This is a genomic window from Caballeronia sp. LZ008 (assembly GCF_031451435.1).
Classification (GTDB): Bacteria; Pseudomonadota; Gammaproteobacteria; order Burkholderiales; family Burkholderiaceae; genus Caballeronia; species Caballeronia zhejiangensis.
Map to the genome: position 1 here is coordinate 834,540 of NZ_JARUXK010000003.1, position 17,215 is coordinate 851,754.

At 66.2% G+C, this 17,215-nt stretch carries 14 protein-coding genes; 9 read left to right on the top strand and 5 right to left on the bottom strand.

The window, feature by feature from the left end; genetic code table 11:
• Positions 1-34 precede the first annotated feature (34 nt).
• A complete protein-coding gene (locus QCE49_RS22810; RefSeq protein ID WP_008348361.1) occupies positions 35-916 on the top strand; it encodes a LysR family transcriptional regulator in 882 nt (293 codons plus the stop codon).
• Here QCE49_RS22810 and QCE49_RS22815 read toward each other — a convergent pair.
• A complete protein-coding gene (locus QCE49_RS22815; protein WP_008348363.1) occupies positions 913-1,674 on the bottom strand; it encodes a YoaK family protein in 762 nt (253 codons plus the stop codon). The genes QCE49_RS22810 and QCE49_RS22815 overlap by 4 nt on opposite strands.
• A 141-nt stretch (positions 1,675-1,815) precedes the next feature.
• Between QCE49_RS22815 and QCE49_RS22820 the strand changes: the two genes are divergently transcribed.
• From QCE49_RS22820 to QCE49_RS22850, 7 genes are all read left to right on the top strand, one after another.
• The gene (locus QCE49_RS22820; RefSeq protein ID WP_175981107.1) at positions 1,816-2,325 is read left to right on the top strand and encodes a MarR family winged helix-turn-helix transcriptional regulator; all 510 of its coding nucleotides are present in this window, start codon (positions 1,816-1,818) and stop codon (positions 2,323-2,325) included.
• 4 nt (positions 2,326-2,329) lie between these two features.
• The gene (locus QCE49_RS22825; RefSeq protein WP_309806468.1) at positions 2,330-4,396 is read left to right on the top strand and encodes an FUSC family protein; all 2,067 of its coding nucleotides are present in this window, start codon (positions 2,330-2,332) and stop codon (positions 4,394-4,396) included.
• A 34-nt stretch (positions 4,397-4,430) separates the two neighbouring features.
• Complete coding sequence (locus tag QCE49_RS22830; RefSeq protein WP_250457329.1) at positions 4,431-4,640, top strand: DUF1656 domain-containing protein; 210 nt, start codon at positions 4,431-4,433, stop codon at positions 4,638-4,640.
• Positions 4,637-5,590, top strand: a complete 954-nt coding sequence (locus QCE49_RS22835; RefSeq protein ID WP_008348371.1) for an HlyD family secretion protein — start codon at positions 4,637-4,639, stop codon at positions 5,588-5,590. Before QCE49_RS22830 ends, QCE49_RS22835 begins: the two co-directional genes overlap by 4 nt.
• Before the next feature lie 14 nt (positions 5,591-5,604).
• Positions 5,605-7,050, top strand: coding sequence for an efflux transporter outer membrane subunit (locus tag QCE49_RS22840; protein ID WP_409017426.1), 1,446 nt, complete (start codon positions 5,605-5,607; stop codon positions 7,048-7,050).
• Between the two features lie 81 nt (positions 7,051-7,131).
• A complete protein-coding gene (locus QCE49_RS22845; protein WP_250457326.1) occupies positions 7,132-7,734 on the top strand; it encodes a phosphatase PAP2 family protein in 603 nt (200 codons plus the stop codon).
• 108 nt (positions 7,735-7,842) lie between these two features.
• Entirely contained in the window at positions 7,843-8,565 is a 723-nt protein-coding gene (locus QCE49_RS22850; protein WP_250457324.1) for a PP2C family serine/threonine-protein phosphatase, read from the top strand.
• On the opposite strand, the gene QCE49_RS22855 is transcribed toward QCE49_RS22850, so the two are convergent.
• Entirely contained in the window at positions 8,555-10,654 is a 2,100-nt protein-coding gene (locus QCE49_RS22855) for a bifunctional diguanylate cyclase/phosphodiesterase (RefSeq protein ID WP_250457322.1), read from the bottom strand. The genes QCE49_RS22850 and QCE49_RS22855 overlap by 11 nt on opposite strands.
• A gap of 331 nt (positions 10,655-10,985) precedes the next feature.
• On the opposite strand from QCE49_RS22855, the gene QCE49_RS22860 reads away from it, so the two are divergent.
• Positions 10,986-11,756 carry a hypothetical protein gene (locus QCE49_RS22860; RefSeq protein WP_008348380.1) on the top strand — a complete coding sequence of 257 codons (771 nt, stop codon included), beginning with the start codon at positions 10,986-10,988 and terminating at the stop codon, positions 11,754-11,756.
• A gap of 7 nt (positions 11,757-11,763) precedes the next feature.
• On the opposite strand, the gene QCE49_RS22865 is transcribed toward QCE49_RS22860, so the two are convergent.
• From QCE49_RS22865 to QCE49_RS22875, 3 genes are read right to left on the bottom strand one after another with little or no spacing between them, the layout of a single operon-like run.
• A complete protein-coding gene (locus QCE49_RS22865; protein ID WP_250457321.1) occupies positions 11,764-13,857 on the bottom strand; it encodes a hypothetical protein in 2,094 nt (697 codons plus the stop codon).
• Complete coding sequence (locus QCE49_RS22870) at positions 13,854-15,167, bottom strand: phosphatase PAP2 family protein (protein ID WP_051996625.1); 1,314 nt, start codon at positions 15,165-15,167, stop codon at positions 13,854-13,856. The genes QCE49_RS22865 and QCE49_RS22870 overlap by 4 nt, the downstream gene beginning before the upstream one ends.
• Positions 15,168-15,204: 37 nt before the next feature.
• The gene (locus QCE49_RS22875) at positions 15,205-17,004 is read right to left on the bottom strand and encodes an adenylate/guanylate cyclase domain-containing protein (RefSeq protein ID WP_250457320.1); all 1,800 of its coding nucleotides are present in this window, start codon (positions 17,002-17,004) and stop codon (positions 15,205-15,207) included.
• Positions 17,005-17,215: the final 211 nt, after the last annotated feature.

Consider the following 17,215-nt stretch of genomic DNA (forward strand, 5'->3'; position numbering starts at 1 on the left):
CGAGGATAATTTGCCGCTGGCAATAGAAAAACTTATGCGAGCCATGCGACCTCATCTTCCCCTGAATGCGTTGCGCGCGTTCGAAGCGTCGGCGCGGCATCTGAGTTTCACGCGCGCCGCACAGGAATTGAACGTCACGCAGGCGGCCGTCAGCCAGCAAGTGCGCGCGCTGGAGGAACGGCTCGGCACGCCGCTTTTCAGACGCCTCCCGCGCGGCCTCAGCGTCACCGACGAAGGGCGCGCGTTACTGCCCGTGTTGAGCGATGCGTTCGGCCGCATCGAAGCCGTGCTCAAGCAGTTCGAAGGGGGCCACTTTCACGAAGTGCTGACGGTGGGCGTGGTCGGCACGTTCGCGGTCGGCTGGCTGATGCCGCGCATGAAGGCGTTTCGCGAGACGCATCCGTTCGTCGAGTTGCGGCTCTTCACGCATAACAATCTCGTCGATCCCGCGTCCGAAGGGCTCGACTTCGCCATCCGCTTCGGCGCGGGCGTCTGGCCGGCGACGCATAACGCGCTGCTGCTCGATGCGCCGCTCGCCGCGCTGTGCGCGCCCGACATCGCGCGGCGTCTTTACACGCCATCCGATCTCGTCAATGAAGTGCTGCTGCGCTCCTATCGCGCGGACGACTGGAGCGACTGGTTCGACGCCGCGGGCCTCGACGCATGGACGATGAACGGTCCCGTCTTCGATTCGTCGCGCCTGATGGTGGAAGCCGCCGTGCAAGGCGCGGGCGTCGCGCTCGCGCCGCCGCGCATGTTCGTGCGCGAGTTGCAGGCCGGGCTGCTCGTGCGTCCGTTCGATGTCGAAGTGAGAACCGGCAGCTACTGGCTCACGTGGCTCAAGTCACGGCGTCTTTCGCACGGCATGAAGCTCTTTCGCGACTGGATCGTCCGGGAAGCGGCCGAGGCCGTTTAGCGGCGCAGGCGGCGTCTGCCTGCCGCGAGATCGTCCGCGAGCGGCACGGACGAGAACAGCAGCAGCAACGCGGCGAGCGGCACGGTCGTCGCGAAGCCGAGATGCGCGAAGCCGATCGCGCCCGCGAAACCGCCGAGCATGAACATCGCGAAGAGCGAACTCAGCAGCGCGAGACGCGCGTGATTCGCGCGCACATAAGAGGCATCGTCGCGCGCGACGCCGCGGTTCCAGTAAAGGCTCTTGCCGATCTCGATGCCGATGTCCGTCACGAGACCCGTCACATGCGTCGTGCGGATCTCCGCCTTCGATATCTTCGTGATCATCGCGTTTTGCAGGCCCATCACGAAGCAAAGCAGCGCGACGGTCAACGGCACATCCCACACGCGATGCGTCTCCAGATTGGCGCCGAGCATGCCGAACACGAGCAGAAGCGCCGCTTCGAGCAAAAGCGGCGTTGCGAACACGCTATGCGCGCGCCGCTGCCGTCCCCAGTTGATGAGCACCGCGGAAGTCGCCGCGCCGCCGAGGAACGCGCCGACCGCGCCGATCGCGGAAAAGACCAAGGCGATCTGGCCGAGCACGAGGTTATCGGCGATCGATGAAACGAGCCCCGACATATGCGACGTGTATTGCCCGACCGCGAGAAAGCCGCCCGCGTTCGCGGCGCCCGCGACGAAGGCGAGCGCGCAGCCCAGACGCCGGTTGGCGGAATCGGTGCGGCTGGGCGAAGTCAAGCCACGGATATAGGCAATCGGCATGGCGGCTCGGGCAGGATGATCGAGCCGAAAAGATAGCACGCCAATTTGCCTCTCCGGGCATGCCTACCGTACGCAATCTGAAAGAAAAAACATAAGTCGATAGCATGCTAACGAATAGAGTTCTCGCTATAATCCCGCCGCATGACTCATCTCGACTTTCTGCGCCGCTCCGTGAGCAGCACGCTCGTGCTTGCCGCGCGACGCTGGCGCCGCACGAGCCACGGCGTGCTCGCCTCGTACGGCGTGTCGGAAGCATGCGCCGTGCCGCTGCTCACGGCCAACAGGCTCGGCGAGGCGGTGCGTCAGGTGACGCTCGCGGAGCATGTCGGCATCGAAGGGCCATCGCTCGTGCGGCTGCTCGATCAGCTTTGCGCGGCCGGACTCGTGCGCCGTGACGAAGATCCCGAAGACAAGCGCGCCAAGACCATCACGCTTACCGACGAAGGCCGCGCCGTCACCGCGCGCATGGAAGAGCGTCTCGTCACGCTGCGCGCGCGGTTATTGAAGGGCGTGAGCCGCGAAGACCTGGAAACGACGTTGCGCGTGCTGAACGTGTTCAGCGCGTCGCCGGATGCGAAGCTGCTCGCGGCACTCGAAGCCGGCGATCAAACCGCAAAGCCGGCGCGGTCCGCCGCAAAGCGCGGAGCATAGCGCCATGTCCTTTCCATCCGCGCGCGAGTGGCTCTTTTCCGCCAAGACCTTCGCCGCCGCGATGATCGCGCTCTACATCGGCCTCAGACTCGAATTGCCGCGTCCTTATTGGGCGATGGCGACCGTCTATATCGTGTCGAATCCGTTCGTCGGCGCGACGCGCTCGAAGGCGCTGTATCGCGCGCTCGGCACGATGATCGGCGCGGCGGGCGCGGTGTTGATCGTGCCGCCGTTCGTCGAATCGCCGTATCTCTTCAGCGTGATCGTCGCGTTGTGGACGGGCTCGCTGCTCTTTCTCTCGATGTTCGACCGCAGCGCGCGCAGCTATGTGTTTCTGCTCGCGGGCTACACGCTGCCGCTGATCGCGCTGCCCGCCGTCACGAATCCGACGGCCGTCTTCGATCTCGCGATCACGCGCACCGAAGAGATCCTGCTCGGCATCGTGGTGGCGAGCGTCGTCGGCCGCGTGGTGTTTCCGAGCCGCCTCGCGCCGACGCTCATCGAACGAACGGACGCATGGTTCCGCGACGCCGCCTTCTACGCGAGCGAAACGCTCTCGGGGCATATCGCGGGCGCCTCCATATCGGCGGCGCGGCAGCGGCTCGCGGCGACCGTCAACGGACTCGAATTCCTGCTGAGTCAATTGACCTACGATCACACGCGGCCCGACATCATCCGGCGTGCGCGCGCGTTGCAGGGACGCATGCAGATCTTTCTGCCGCTCATTTCATCGATGGCCGATCCGCTCATCGAACTGATCGGGAAGCACGGCAAGCATCCTGAAGGGCTCGAAGCGCTGTTGAAGGACGTCGCCGCGTGGGTCGGCTCGCCCACGCCGCGCGCCAAAGAGGATGTCGAAAACGACCGCGCGCCCGATGCCTTCCGCGAGCGCATCAATGCGATGCGTCCGCCCGTCGAAGCGCTCGCGAGCGCGGACGGCGCGCTGCTCTCGAATGCGCTGTGGCGTCTCGGTCAGGTCATCGACGTATGGCAGGACATTCGCGCGTTGCGTGCGGCCATTCTCAACGAGACGAGCGAATGGCGTCCGCACTTCCGTCACTGGCGTTTGGGCGGCACCGCGCGCTTTTTCGATCGCGGCATGATGCTCTTTTCGACCGGCGTCGCGGTGAGCGCGATCATCGTTGCATGCGGGTTGTGGATCGAATCGGGATGGAACGACGGCGCGGCCGCCGTGACGCTCGCCGCCGTCGCGTGCTGCTTCTTCGCCGCGCTCGACGAGCCCGCGCCGCAAGTGTTCACGTTCTTTCTCGCGACGTGTCTGAGCGTCGTGCTCGCCGGACTCTACGTGTTCGCCGTCTTGCCGCACGTACACGATTTCCCGATGCTCGTCGTGATTTTCGCGGTGCCGTTCCTTATCATCGGCACGCTGATTCCGCGCCCGCGCTTCACGCTCGTCACGATGCTCACGGCCGTGAACACCGCAACCTTCATCAGCATCCAGAGCGCCTACGAAGCGGACTTCTTCGTGTTCGCCAACAGCAATCTCGCGGGCGTCGCGGGCCTGCTCTTCGCATTCATCTGGACGCGCATGACGCGTCCGTTCGGCGCCGAACTCGCGGCCGCGCGTCTCACGCGCTCGGCGTGGGCCGATATCGTGCTGAGCGCGTCGCCTTCGGTGCTGATCGCGGATCAGCGCAATCTCTACGCACGCATGCTCGACCGTCTGATGCAGCTCTTGCCGCGTCATGCCGCGACGGACTCGCATCGTCATCCGTCGATCGAAAGCTTTCGCGATTTTCGTGTCGCGCTCAACGCACTCGATCTGCGCCGCACGCGCCGCAAGCTGCCGCTGGACATACAGACATCCGTCGACGATACGCTCGACGCACTGCGCCGTTACTTCGAATCCTGCATCGCGCGGCGCGCACGACAGCCGGTGCCGCCCGAGCTGATTCGCAGCATCGATGCGACGAGCGCTCAGGTCACGTCGCGCGCGCTCGAGCAGTCGCAGAATGCGGCCGCGGAAAGATGGCTGCGCGACACGCTGCACGCGCTCGTCGGCATGCGGCTCTCATTGCATCCGCCCGCGACGCAGGAAGAGCCGGCATGATCTTCGTCACTCATTCTTCATCGGAACGCCATACATGATCGGCGAAATCGACATTCTCGGCGTCTTCGTGCCCGCCGTGCTCGTGCTGATGTTCATCGCCTATCTGTTGAATCAGGCGATTCGCAACGTGCTCGCGCGCGTCGGCTTTTATCGTTTCGTGTGGCACCGTTCCATCTTCGATCTCGGCATCTATGTTCTGGTGCTGGGCGTTGTCGTCATCGTTTCGCAGCGGCTCATCTCGTGAAAAAAACCTGGTTCTCTCTCGGACAGATTCTGCTTACGCTCATCGTCGTCGCGATTGCGTGCGTCGTGTTGTGGAAGCTCGTCGATTACTACATGTTCGCGCCGTGGACGCGCGACGGCCACGTGCGCGCCGATGTCATTCAAGTCGCGCCCGACGTGTCCGGCCTCATCACCGACGTGAAGGTCGCCGACAATCAGCAGGTGAAGAAAGGCGACGTGCTCTTCGTGATCGATCAGGCGCGCTACACGCTCGCGCTGCGCAATGCGCAGGCGACCGCGCAGCAACGCCGCGCCACGCTCGATCAGGCGCGTCGCGAAGATGCGCGCAATCGCGCGCTCGGCAATCTCGTCGCGCGCGAAGTCGTCGAGGAAACGCATTCGCGCGTCGAGCAGGCGACAGCCGCCCTCGCCGATGCCGAAGTCGCCATCGATACCGCGCGCCTGAATCTGCAGCGCACGGAGATCGTGAGTCCCGTCGACGGTTATCTCAACGATCGCGCGCCGCGCACCGGCGAATTCGTGTCGGCGGGACGCGCGGTGCTGTCGGTGGTGGACATGCAATCGTTCCGCGTCGAGGGTTACTTCGAAGAAACGAAGCTCGGCGGCATCGATATCGGCCAGCCCGTCGATATCAAGGTCATGGGCGAAGCCAACATTTTGCGCGGTCATGTGCAGAGCATCGTCGCGGCGATCGAAGACCGCGACCGTCAGCAAAGCCCGAGTCTCCTGCCGAACGTGAACCCCGCGTTCAGTTGGGTACGTCTCGCGCAGCGCATTCCGGTACGCGTCACGCTCGATGAGATCCCCGCCGACTTCCGCATGATCGCGGGACGCACGGCGACGGTTTCGGTGCGGGGCATCGGGCCGAAGATCGGCAAGCGCGCGGCGTCGGAGACGTCGCCCGCATCGGCGCCCGCGCCGACTTCGAGCACGTCGGGCACATCGCGATGAACGGCACGCGCATCATGAAAGCGATCGCCATCGCGGCTTCGTCGGCCTTCGCGCTCTTCGGCTGCACGACCCTCGGACCGAACTACACGCTGCCCGATAACGCCGCGATCAAGGCGCCCTACGCGAACGCGGCCATCGACGGCGCGGATCGCGCGCCCGTCACGCAAGGCGAAGTGCCCGCGAAATGGTGGCGTCTCTATGACGATCCCGTCGTCGATCAGCTCGTCACGCAGGCGCTCGCATCGAATACGGATTTGCGCGTCGCCGCCGCGAATCTCGCGCGTTCGCGCGCCGAAGTCGAGTTCGCGAACAAGCAAGGCGGATTCTCCGGCAAGACCTCGGCCGCGTTTCAGCGCGCGCAGGAATCGGCCGAGCAATATCTGTTGTCGGAGAAGCTTCCGGTCGTCAACGAAGGCGCGCTCGATCTGTCCATTTCCTACGAGATCGATCTCTTCGGCAAGCTGAAGCGCGGTGTCGAAGCAGCGAACGCGGACGACGAAGCCGTCGAGGCCGCGCAGGATCTCGCGCGCATCACGGTGGTCGCGGATGTCGTGCGCGCGTATGTCGAATCGTGCTCGGCGGGCGAAGAGCTGGAGATCGCGCAGAAGTCGTTCAACCTGCAGAAAGAGCGCGTGAAGCTCACGCAGCGTTTGCGCGACGCGGGCCGCGGCAATCAGTCGGAAGTCACGCGCGGACAGACTCAGGCCGATACGCTCGCCGCCGACATTCCGCGCTTCGTCGCGCGCCGCCGCGTCGCGCAGTATCGGCTCGCGATGCTGCTCGCGCGCGCGCCGTCCGATTTGCCCAAAGCCGCGCTCGCCTGCAAGAAGCTGCCGAAGCTGCGCGCGCCGATTCCCGTCGGCGATGGCGCTGCGCTGCTGAAGCGCCGTCCCGATGTGCGTCAGGCCGAACGGCAGCTCGCGTCGTCGACGGCGCGCATCGGCGTCGCGACGGCGGCGCTGTATCCGTCGGTGAGTCTCGGCGCATCGGTGGGTTCCGTCGGCATCGCGGAAGACTTGTTCGGCGCGAACACGAACCGCTGGGCGTTCGGGCCGCTCATCAGTTGGAGCTTTCCGATCAACGGTCAGCGCGCGCGCGTGACGCAGGCGGAAGCATCGGCGCGCGGCGCGCTCGCGCATTTCGACGGCGTCGTGCTGAAGGCGCTGCAGGAAACGCAAAGCAGCCTCGCGACCTACGCATCCGACACCACGCGCGCCGATGCATTGCGCACCGCGTATAAATCGGCGATCGAATCCGCCGATGAGACGAATCGCCTGTATCGCGCGGGACGCGAGTCCTTCCTCAACGATCTCGATGCGACGCGCACGCTCACCGGCGTCGCGGCGCAGGTCGCGGCCGCCGAAGGTCAGGTCGCGATCGATCAGGTCAACCTCTTTCGCGCGCTCGGCGGCGGCTGGGAAACCGACGAAGCCATCGCGCAGAATTCAAAGGGCAAATAGCGCGCGCGAGCCACGGCTAAGGGTCGCATAAGTTTCGCCGGATACGATCGGCCGGATCATCGTAACCAGCGAAACTGCCGCATGAATGCACTCGAAGCGCTCAACCGCGCGTGGTTCCTTGCGATCAACGCGCGAGCCGCCACGCCGCTATGGCAAATCGACGTTGCCATCGCCATCGCCGAAGATCTCGTTTATCTCATTCCCGTGCTGCTCGCGTTCATGTGGCTCTTCGGCGGCCGCCTTCAACGCGGCGCGGCCGTGCGCGCGTGCTGCGTCACGTTCCTCGCGCTCGGGCTCAATCAGCTGATCGGCATGCTGTGGATGCATCCGCGGCCGTTCATGATCGGCCTCGGCCATACGTTCATCGAGCATGTGCCCGATTCGTCGTTTCCGAGCGATCACGGGACGCTCTTCGCCAGCGTCGCGCTGACATTGCTGCTTGCGCGTCTCTGGCATGACGGCCTGCTTGCCGCGCTCGCGGGCGTCGCGGTCGCGTGGGCGCGGGTCCGCATCGGCGTGCATTTTCCGCTCGATATGGCGGGCGCAATCGGTGTCGCGTGCATCGCGTATGCGCTCGTCGCGCCGCTCTGGGCGCGTGCCGGAGAAGCGCTGATGCGCTTGCTGATTGCGCTCTATCGCAAGGCCGCGTCGTGGCCGATTCGCCGTGGCTGGCTCGCGCCTTGAGTTTCAAAAGTGCGGACGCGCGTTCGTCTTGATCGCGTAGCCCGCGCGGAAGGCCCGCGCATCGCTCATCGACGTTCGCCAACCATGACAAGCCTTCAAGGTAGCCCCATGCGATTCGATCTCGCCAGCTTCACCGATCCGGGCGGTCGCAACAGCAACGAAGACCGGCTCGTGCTGGTCGCGCATCGCCGGCTGATCGCGGGCATCGTCGCCGATGGCGCGGGCGGTCTCGGCGGCGGCGACGTCGCGGCGCAACTCGTCGTCGACACCATGCGCGACGTGCTGCGCGATTGCGCGACGCGCGGCGAGAGCGTCGAAACGGGACAACTCGCCGATGCGATGCTCGCCGCGAACCGCGCGATCGTCGATGCGCAATCGGCCGGCGGCACGCGCGAACGCATGCGCTCGACCGCCGCGATCCTCACGATCGACCTGCAAGGCGCACACGCGAACTGGGCGCATTGCGGCGACACGCACATCTACTGTTTCAGGAACGGACGCATCGTCCTGCAGACGCTCGATCAGGGCAGCGCGCAGCCATACCGGCTGCGCAGCGTGATGCACACGGCGCTCGGCACCGACGACGAACTGAAGATCGAAGCCGCGCGCGTGCCCTTTCCGATCGAGGATGGCGACGCGTTTCTCGTCTGCAGCGACGGCTTCTGGGAACATCTCGACGAAGCGTCGATGATCGATTCGATCGACGATGCCGGCGACGCCGCAAGCTGGCTCGCCGCGCTCGCGGCTCGTGCGCGCCGCAACGCGCCCGCCGGCGCGGACAATCTGAGCGCGATCGCGTTGTGGGCGGGCGCGCCGCGCGTCAGCCGATAGGCGCGGCGCAGGCGCGGCCGGACGCGACGATCCGTCCCGCCATGCTGCTCAAGAAGCCCGGAAGTTCCGCCGCGGGCATCGGCCGGCTCAGCAGAAAACCCTGCATCTGATCGCATTCGAGTTCGCCGAGCGTGCGGAATTGCGACTGCGTTTCGACGCCTTCCGCGACGACCTCGATCTGCAACGCGCGCGCGAGCGTCACGACCGCCGACAGCAACGCGCTGCCGCGCTGCCCGGACGAATCGAGATCGCGCACGAAGGAGCCGTCGATCTTGATCTGATCGAAACGAAAGCGCTGCAGATAACAGAGGCTCGAATACCCGGTGCCGAAATCGTCGATGGCCACGGCGTAGCCGCGCGCTTGCAGCGCCTCGATCGTGCGGCTCGTCCGTTCGATGTTCTGCATCGCCGTCGATTCGGTGATCTCGAACATGAGGCGCGACGGATCGACGCCGGACGCGGCGATCAGCGCATCGACGCGCGCGACGAGATCGGGCACGTTGAACTGGATCGGCGACAGATTCACCGAGACCGAGATCGCCGGCAGGCCGTCCGCGTCCCATCGCGCGATGTTGCGGCACACTTCGCGCAACACCCAGTCGCCGATTTCGACGATGAGGCCGGAGCGCTCGGCGATCGGAATGAATTCGAGCGGCGCGATTTCGCCGAGTTCCGGATGACGCCAGCGAATCAGCGCCTCGACGCCCGTCACCGATTGCGACGCGACGCTGAACTTCGGCTGAAACGACAGGCTCAACTGGTCGTCGCTCAACGCGCGATGCAGGTCACGTTGAAGGATCAGCGACCTGAGCGCCGTGTGATTCATCTGCGGCTCGAACACGCGGACCGTATTGCGCCCGCTCTGCTTCGCGGCGTACATGGCGGCGTCGGCGCTGTGGAGCAGTTCGTCGGCGTTCGCGCCGTCGCGCGGATGAAACGCAATGCCGATGCTCGCGCTCACGCGCAGCGGCAAGCCGTTGACGACGATCTCCTGCGAGAGACGCCCCAGCACGCCATTGGCGACCGTCATTGCCGCCGAGGTGTCCGCCGCGTTCCCGACCACGATCACGAATTCGTCGCCGCCGAGCCGCGCGACCATGTCGGTATGGCGCAAATCCTCGCGCAGACGCTCGGCGCATACCTGCAGCAGATCGTCGCCGACGCCATGACCGAGCGAATCGTTGATCGACTTGAAGCCGTCGAGATCGATGAAGAGCACCGCGAACGGCGACGCGCGGCGCGCGCCGTCTTCGATCGCCTGCGCGATGCGCAGCGTGAGTTGCTGGCGGTTCGGCAACCTCGTGAGCGCGTCGTGCGTGCCGAGATAGCGCAGTTGCCGGTTCGCGCGCTTCAGCGAGATCGACAGGCTGCTCGTGTGGAGCGCGAACAGCGCGAGCGTGCCGACGAGCACGGTGAACGACATCGCCGTGACGACGAGCGCGAGCCAGTTCGCGTCGAGTTTGGCATCGGCGAGGCAGAGGCTGCCCGGCGCGAAATTGGCCGCGTCCATGCCCAGATAGTGCATGCCGGTGATGGCGACCGCCATGATGATCGCCGCGCCGAGCCGCTTGACGACGCGGTTCTCCACGTTCGACGCGCGCAGCGTGAACGCGAGCCAGAGCGCGGCCATCGACGCGAAGATCGCGACCGCGACCGACAGCGCCACTTTCCAGACCGTGTAGTCGATTCCCGGCGACATCTCCATCGCGCGCATGCCGGTGAAGTGCATCGCCGCGACGCCGACGCCCATGATCGTGCCGCCGACGACGAGGCGCGGCCACGATAGCGCGCCCCGGCTCGCGGTGGCGAGCGCGATGAACGACACGCCGATCGCGAGCACGAGCGACGCCGCCGTGATGGACACGTCGTAGCCGACGGAAATCGGCAGCGAGAACGCGAGCATGCCGATGAAGTGCATCGACCAGATGCCGACGCCCATCGACACCGCGCCGCCGGCAAGCCAGGCGGGGCGGCGTTTCGCGCTCGCAAGCGCATTCAGGCCGCCGGACAGCTCCATCGCCGTGTAGGACGCGAGGAACGCGACCACCAGCGACAGGCAGACCAGCAGCGGATTGTAGACACCAGTCATCGGCCCTCTCTCGTTTCTTGTCAGTCTTTTGCGACTGCTTTTTCTTGCGGTTCGACCGCCTCAGGCCCACGCCGAGATGACGCCCGGCGCTCGATTCCTCATGCGCTATCGGCCGGTCAGCCGAAAACTTTATGGCCATCCCCTTTCTACGACTTTCGATGTAGGCCATCCAGCCGATTTTGCGCGCGCCCCGCCGTGACTAATTTGAAAGCGCCGGCTCGCAGGAACGGCTGAAAAGCCGACACGCCTCGGGCCACGCGCCGGGCGGCGCAGCAAACGCAGGAGGGGCCATGTTCACGCACAGAGGATTCAGGGGAACGGGAGCGTCATCATGGACGCGCTGACTCATCGCGACGCAAGCGCCTTCGCGCTCGAAACGTCGACGCTCGCCGAACTGTGGCATCGCCGGACGAGTCTCTCCGACAGCGAAATCGGCCAGATCTACAAGCTGGTGTTGGCGGCGCTGCGCGGCTATTACCCGTCGGAGTTGCGCGGACTGCCCGAGGACAAGGAGGAGCTGATCTCGCAATTCTTCTTCTCGCGCGTGTTGCGGCTCGACTTCGAGCAGCGCCCGTCGCACGCGTCGCCGGAGAGCGCGCCGTCCACGGCGCATGCGCTGTGCGCGTACTTTCGCCGCTTCCTGATCGACTGTCTGCGCAGCGCGAGCCTGCAGCGCAATCTGTCGATCGAGATCGACGGCGTGCAGGCCGAAGTCGATTCGCGCGCGCACGCTCCCGACGATCCGGTGGCAGCCGCGCTCGCCGAATTCGGTCTGAGCGAGGCGGACGTGCGCGGTCTCGCGCGCGCGTTCGTCGCGGCGCTCGATGCGCCGGACCGGATCGTCCTCGCGGGGAGTCTCGGCGCGTGCGGCGAACGCAAGGGCGGGCTCAAGGCCGTCGCGGACCGGTACGAGGTGCCGTCGTATCACTATCGCGCCCGCAAGCTCGGCGTGACGATGAAGAAGAAAGCGACGCCGAAATCCTTCGCCGCGACGAAAATCGGCCGCTGGATGGAGGACACGCTCGGCATCGCGATCGCGCCGGAGAACCGCGACGCGATCCTGATCGTGCTGAATCTGCTCGCGCTAGAAGCGCACGAATGAGCGGGCGTCAGCGGTCTTCGATGTCCGTCGGCGGCGTTTTCACGATGCCCGCGCCGACGTTGCCCTGCGACACGCGCCGGCCCCGCTCGTCCGCGTCGAGCTTGCGGCCTTGCTCGGTGACGCCGGCGGACGTGATCGTCTGCAACGTCGCCTTGTTGCGCGTGTCTTGACGGGGCGTCGTCGAAAAGGTGGCGCCCTGGGGCGGCGACACGGCGATCTTGCGCAGGATTTGCGGCGCGGCGGCGCTCGTGCCCTCGAACGCAAGCGCCGAGCCGCTGCGCGTGCCCGCCGCCATCACGCCTTTGCGGATGATCGAGCGATCCGATACGGCGGCCACGTCGGGCCCGGCGCGATCGGGCGGCTTGCCCGCGCGGTCGAAGCCCGACGAGGAGTAAGGCGCGGTGGCCAGGTCCTGCTTGCGATAGCCGCCGACGACGCACGTCTGAAAGCCCGTCGCGATCGAACTGAGCGTGCCCTCGCGACGGATCCAGCTCGGCGGATTGGGGCCGTCGTAGTCCTGCGGCGCGGTGTATTTGTCGAAGCGCACGTAAGCATCGTCGTCGAAGCGGGACTGGCGTCCGCGTACGGGGAAGCCGAAGGGCGTCTCGTTGCGCTGCACCCAGGCTTGGACTTCGATGTCACTGTTCTGGTTGGCATTCTTCAGCTCGATCATCCAGTCGCCGCTCGGCGCAGGGCGCCGGTTCGGGTCGCGCGTCATCGTCGGCGCGAGCGCGACGAGAATCATCGGCGGTTTGCCGCGCGCGCCGCGGCCGAGATGCACGACCGTGCACAGGCGCTCGCTGCCGAGCGTCCAGGCGGCGACGCTGCCGGGCTGGATTCCCGCGCTCGCGCCGCCGCCGGGCGGCCGCACCGCGACTTCGATGTTCGAATCTCCTATATCGGGCAGCCAGATTTCGACGAAACTCGGCGTCAGACACTCGGGCAACACGCGCCAGCGCAGTTCTTTTGTCGCGTCCTTTGCGATGGACAGCGTGCCGTGACAGCGGTCGAGATTGCTGTTGCCCGCCGGGAGCGTGATCGAGCAGGCTTGCGTTTGCGAGAGCTCGTCCATCGCGCATTCGAGCATCGACGTGCCGTCGTGCGGACCGGCGAAATAGCCATAGCTCATATTGATGAACGCGCGGCTCACATCGCCGGCAATGTCCCGCGTGCGCGCGATGATGTAGCGCAACGCATCGAGCGCCTGCGCGTCGAGCCAGAGGCCGGACGTGTCGCGCACGGTCCGGCCCGGCTGACGGAATTGCACGGCGACCAGTTCGGGCGGCGGATCCGGCGCTCGATTCGGATTCGGCGCCGAAAGATCGGGCCGCCGCAAATCGACGCCCGCGGCGAGGTCCAGCGTCGCGGTGCCGTGCGTCCATCCGCGGGCGAGCGCCGTCGCGCCCGCATCGCGATAGAGCGCCTCTTCGTCGATTACGCCGTCGCGCCGCGCGTCGTTCATCCGCTTGTGAATGTCCGCCGAGAGGAACTCGCGCCCGTATCCGAGCCCTTGCGCGTCGTTGGCCGGATCGTCCTGATTCCAGAAACAGCGCACGCGCGAGTCCGTGCCGGCTGCATCGGCGTAAAAATGCGCGTGCGCGAACGCGATGGCGTCGTCGCATGCGCCGACCACGACGACCTTGGGCGCGCCATGGCGACGCGGCGCGTGAGCGAGCTTGTCCTGATTCGTGACCGGCACGGGATCGCTGCGCGGCGGCTCGCCGGCCAGCACCGGCATCGCGAGCGTGAAGCGCTCGATCATGCCGGCGAGATCGGTCTTCAGATGATCGAGAAACGCCGCCGTCACGAACGCGGTGCAAAAGCGCGTGTTTTCGAGACCCGCGGCCGGATGACGATAGAGCGCCGACATCCATATCCCGCTCTTGCCCTGCACCGTCTCGGCGAGCTTGCGCGCCGTCGTGCCCTGCGCCGTCTCGATGGCGATCGGCACGAAGCCCGGCGGCGGGCCGCCCAGGTCTGCGAATCGCGTGAGAACGGCCCACACGAGGTATGGATCGGCGCGCGTTACGCCCAGCACGCCGGCTTCGGTTTCGTCCAGCAGCGGCGTGGCATCCGAATGGACCTGCCAGATCGCGTTCATGTCGGCACGCGATTTCCGCTCAAGCCCTTGCCGTTCCACTCGTTCTTCGCCTCGTTCCATAGCCAGGCGAGAATCGGCGAGCCTGCGCCCGTCGGCTTCGGCTTGCCGAGCCAGATATGCGGGTAATCGGGGGACACCATCGTCGGCGGATCGGTCTGCTGCGCGGCGGTGGCGTTGGCGGGCCAGAGGAGCGGCTCCTGATCGTTGAAGTCCTCTTCGCCGTCGAACTGGTCGCCCCGGAACGTGCGCGGCGTGAAGGTGCCCCGATCGCCGTCAATCTTGCAGCGATGCACGAAATACTCCGCGAGCGTCGTCCCGAGCAGATGCCCCGCCGCCGTGTCCACCGGGAAGTGCACGCCCGCGATCGTGCGGTTGAGCGCGACGCGCCGCGCCTGCGCGTAAAGCTGCGTGTGCAGCGCCGTCGACGGCTGCGCGCCGGTCGCCATCGGCGCGTTGCGTAAATCTCGGAAGAAATCGTTCATCACGCCCGCGACGATGTACGCCTGCGTCGAATGTCCGCTCGGCAGCGAGCCGTGGCCGGGCGTCGGGATCATCGGCTGAACTTGCGGCGAATAGTCGATCGCGCGGCTGCACGCGAGCGCGTGCTTGAAACGCATTTCCACGGCGATCGCGAAACGCACCGCCGTCGCGAGCAGTTCGAGCGTCTTCGGCGTGCGCTGCGGACTCAGGAAAAGAATCGAGCTCCAGAAGGCTGCTTGCGGTCCCATCTGCAGCAGCGTTTCATTGGCCCGTTCGGCGCGCAGGTCGGAGTAGCGATCCATGAACGTGAGCTGCTTGACGAACACGTCCTTGCCCGGCCGATGCATCTGAACGATCAGCTTGGGCGGATCGAACTTGGGCGCGGTGTCGTTCGGGTCGATCCTGAAACCGCGATCCCACAGCGTCACGCCGGTCCCGCCAGCCTCCTCTTCCGCATCCTTTGGCGAGAGCGTGAAGGCGAGATTCGACACCAGTTCGAAGTCGAACACGCTCGCCCGCACCCAGTCGTCCCAGCGCCAGAGCTGGCCGTTGTCGTCGAGATTGCGAACGGGATTGCCGTTCGCGTCCGTCCGGAATTCGTCCTCTTCGGGATTGATCCCAAACGGCTGACCCGGCTGCCACGGCCCGCAGATGCCATCGCGATGGCCGATGAGACCCATCGTCTGCGATTCGGCGCCGCCGAGCATGTCGGCGCTGCCGACTCCGCCGACGCCTCCCACTCCTCCGACGCCGCCCACGCCGCCCACGCCGCCCACTCCGCCCACGCCACCTACGCCGCCTACGCCGCCCACTCCGCCGAGAGTCGCCATTTGTTCACCTCTTTGCTTCGTCAGGAATGCCTGCGGGCTACTGCAACGGCAAACCCGCGCGCCGCAGCGCGTCCGACCAGATGCGGCCCGTCTCGAACGCCGCGCTCGGCGAACGCTCCAGAAAGCCGCGCACGGTGAGATGCGGCTCGATCGCGAGCACCTTGCGGATCGTGAGCCGCGCATCGTCGACGAGACCGAGTTCCGCCTGCGCGATCGCGAGCGCGCGCAAGGTCGACGTGTTATTCGGCCCGTTGCGCAGCGAATGCTCCGCGAGTTCGATCACGCGCTCGTACTGGCGCGCGGAAAGCGCCGCCGTCGCGCAGAGCGACTCGTAGAAACTCTTCAGCGGATCGAGCGGCGAGAGCGCGAGCGCATGTCCCGTCGCCGCGACGGCTTCGTCGCCCTCGCCCTTGAATGCATGAAGCGTTCCCTTGAGCAGCCACGCGAGCGAATCGTTGGGATTCGCCTCCAGCGCGCGCTCGTAGCAATCCTCGCCGGCATCGAGCTGCTTGAGCAGATTCGTGCGGACGAAACCTTCGACCGCGAGCGCCATCGACGAGCGCGAATCGGCGTCGAGCGCGCGCCGCGAGCAGGCGAGCGCGGAATGCGCCTCGCCGACGCGGTCCGTCGTCCAGCCGCGATTGAAGCGCAGCACGTGCCATTTCGCGAGCCATGCGTAAGGCGTCGCCTGGCCGCGCGCGCGTTCCGCGAGCACGTCGAGCATCTGGCCGGCGCGCTCGAATTCGTCGCGCACGCCGCGATGCATCAGCGCAATCGAGCCGAGCAGCAAGGTCGAGCTTTCGAGCGTCGGCAGCGACTGGCTGCGCGTGCGTTCGAGCTCGTGCGACACGATCCGCGTGCCAACCGACGTATGAATGTGCGCGACGAGCGTGCTTTCGCCCGCGATGACGGCGTCGATGCTGTCGGTGAGCGTTTCGCCCCAGACGACGCAAGCGAGTTTGGTATCGGCGAGTTCGACGGCGAGCACGATCTTGCCGCCATGCGTGCGATACGCGCCCGACAGCACGTAGCGCGCATCGAGCAGCGCGCCCGCCTGCGACGCGTTCGCGCTCCGGTCACGCAACGCGCTCGTGGATAGCCGAGAGATCACGCGCAGTTCGTCGCTGCCCGAGAGACCGATGATGATGTCGTCGGCAAGAATCTCCCCGAGCACGTCATGGCTCGCGTCGAGGCAGCGCGACGCGAACGGAATCACCGCGATCGAAGGCCGCAGCACCGCCGCGCCGATGGCGTTCGGCGCGATCACCGGACGCGGCCCCGGTCCGCCGAGACGGAACGCGTGCACCGGATGCGCCAGATGCCGCAGATGACACTCGCCGAGATCCTCGATGCACGCGTCGAAAACGCCCGCGAGCCGCGCTTGCACGCAATCCGACATCACGATTTCGCCGGGTCCGGCGAGGTTGTAGAGACGCGCGGCCAGATTCACGCCGCGTCCGTAGACGTCCCGCTCGTCCGCGAAAAGCTCGGTCTCGTGCAGACTCTCGCGCAACATGAGCGGCTCGGCCGCGGCGTTGCCGTCGCCGCGATCGGCCGCGCTCGCCCTGCACGCCGCCTGAATGTCGAGCGCGCAACGCGCCGCCGGCAACGCGTGCTCGAACAGCATCATGAGGCCGTCGCCTTCGGTGCGGATCAGCCGCCCCTGATGCTCCGGCACGATGCGGTTTTCAATGACCGCGCGCAGATTGCGCCAGCGCGCGGCCGTTCCCGCTTCGTCCGCTTCGGCGAGCCGGCACGACTCGACGAGATCGGCGAACAGGACCGTACGCACGACGCGTTGCAACACATTGGCCGTACCGGCAAGTTCCGCGTTCATACTTTCAAGACCGATCGACGGCGCGTCCGTTCGATAACGGATGGCCCATGCTCTCACCGAGATCGCATCAAGCGCAGCAGGACGGCAGACGCGGGTCTCGCGCGGTGTTTGATGATGATTTGAATGGCCGCGACGCCCGGCATCTTTTACTCGCGTCCGATGTTTCGGGTCACGAAATGTCTGCCGCACACCATAACGTAGTCATTGCATC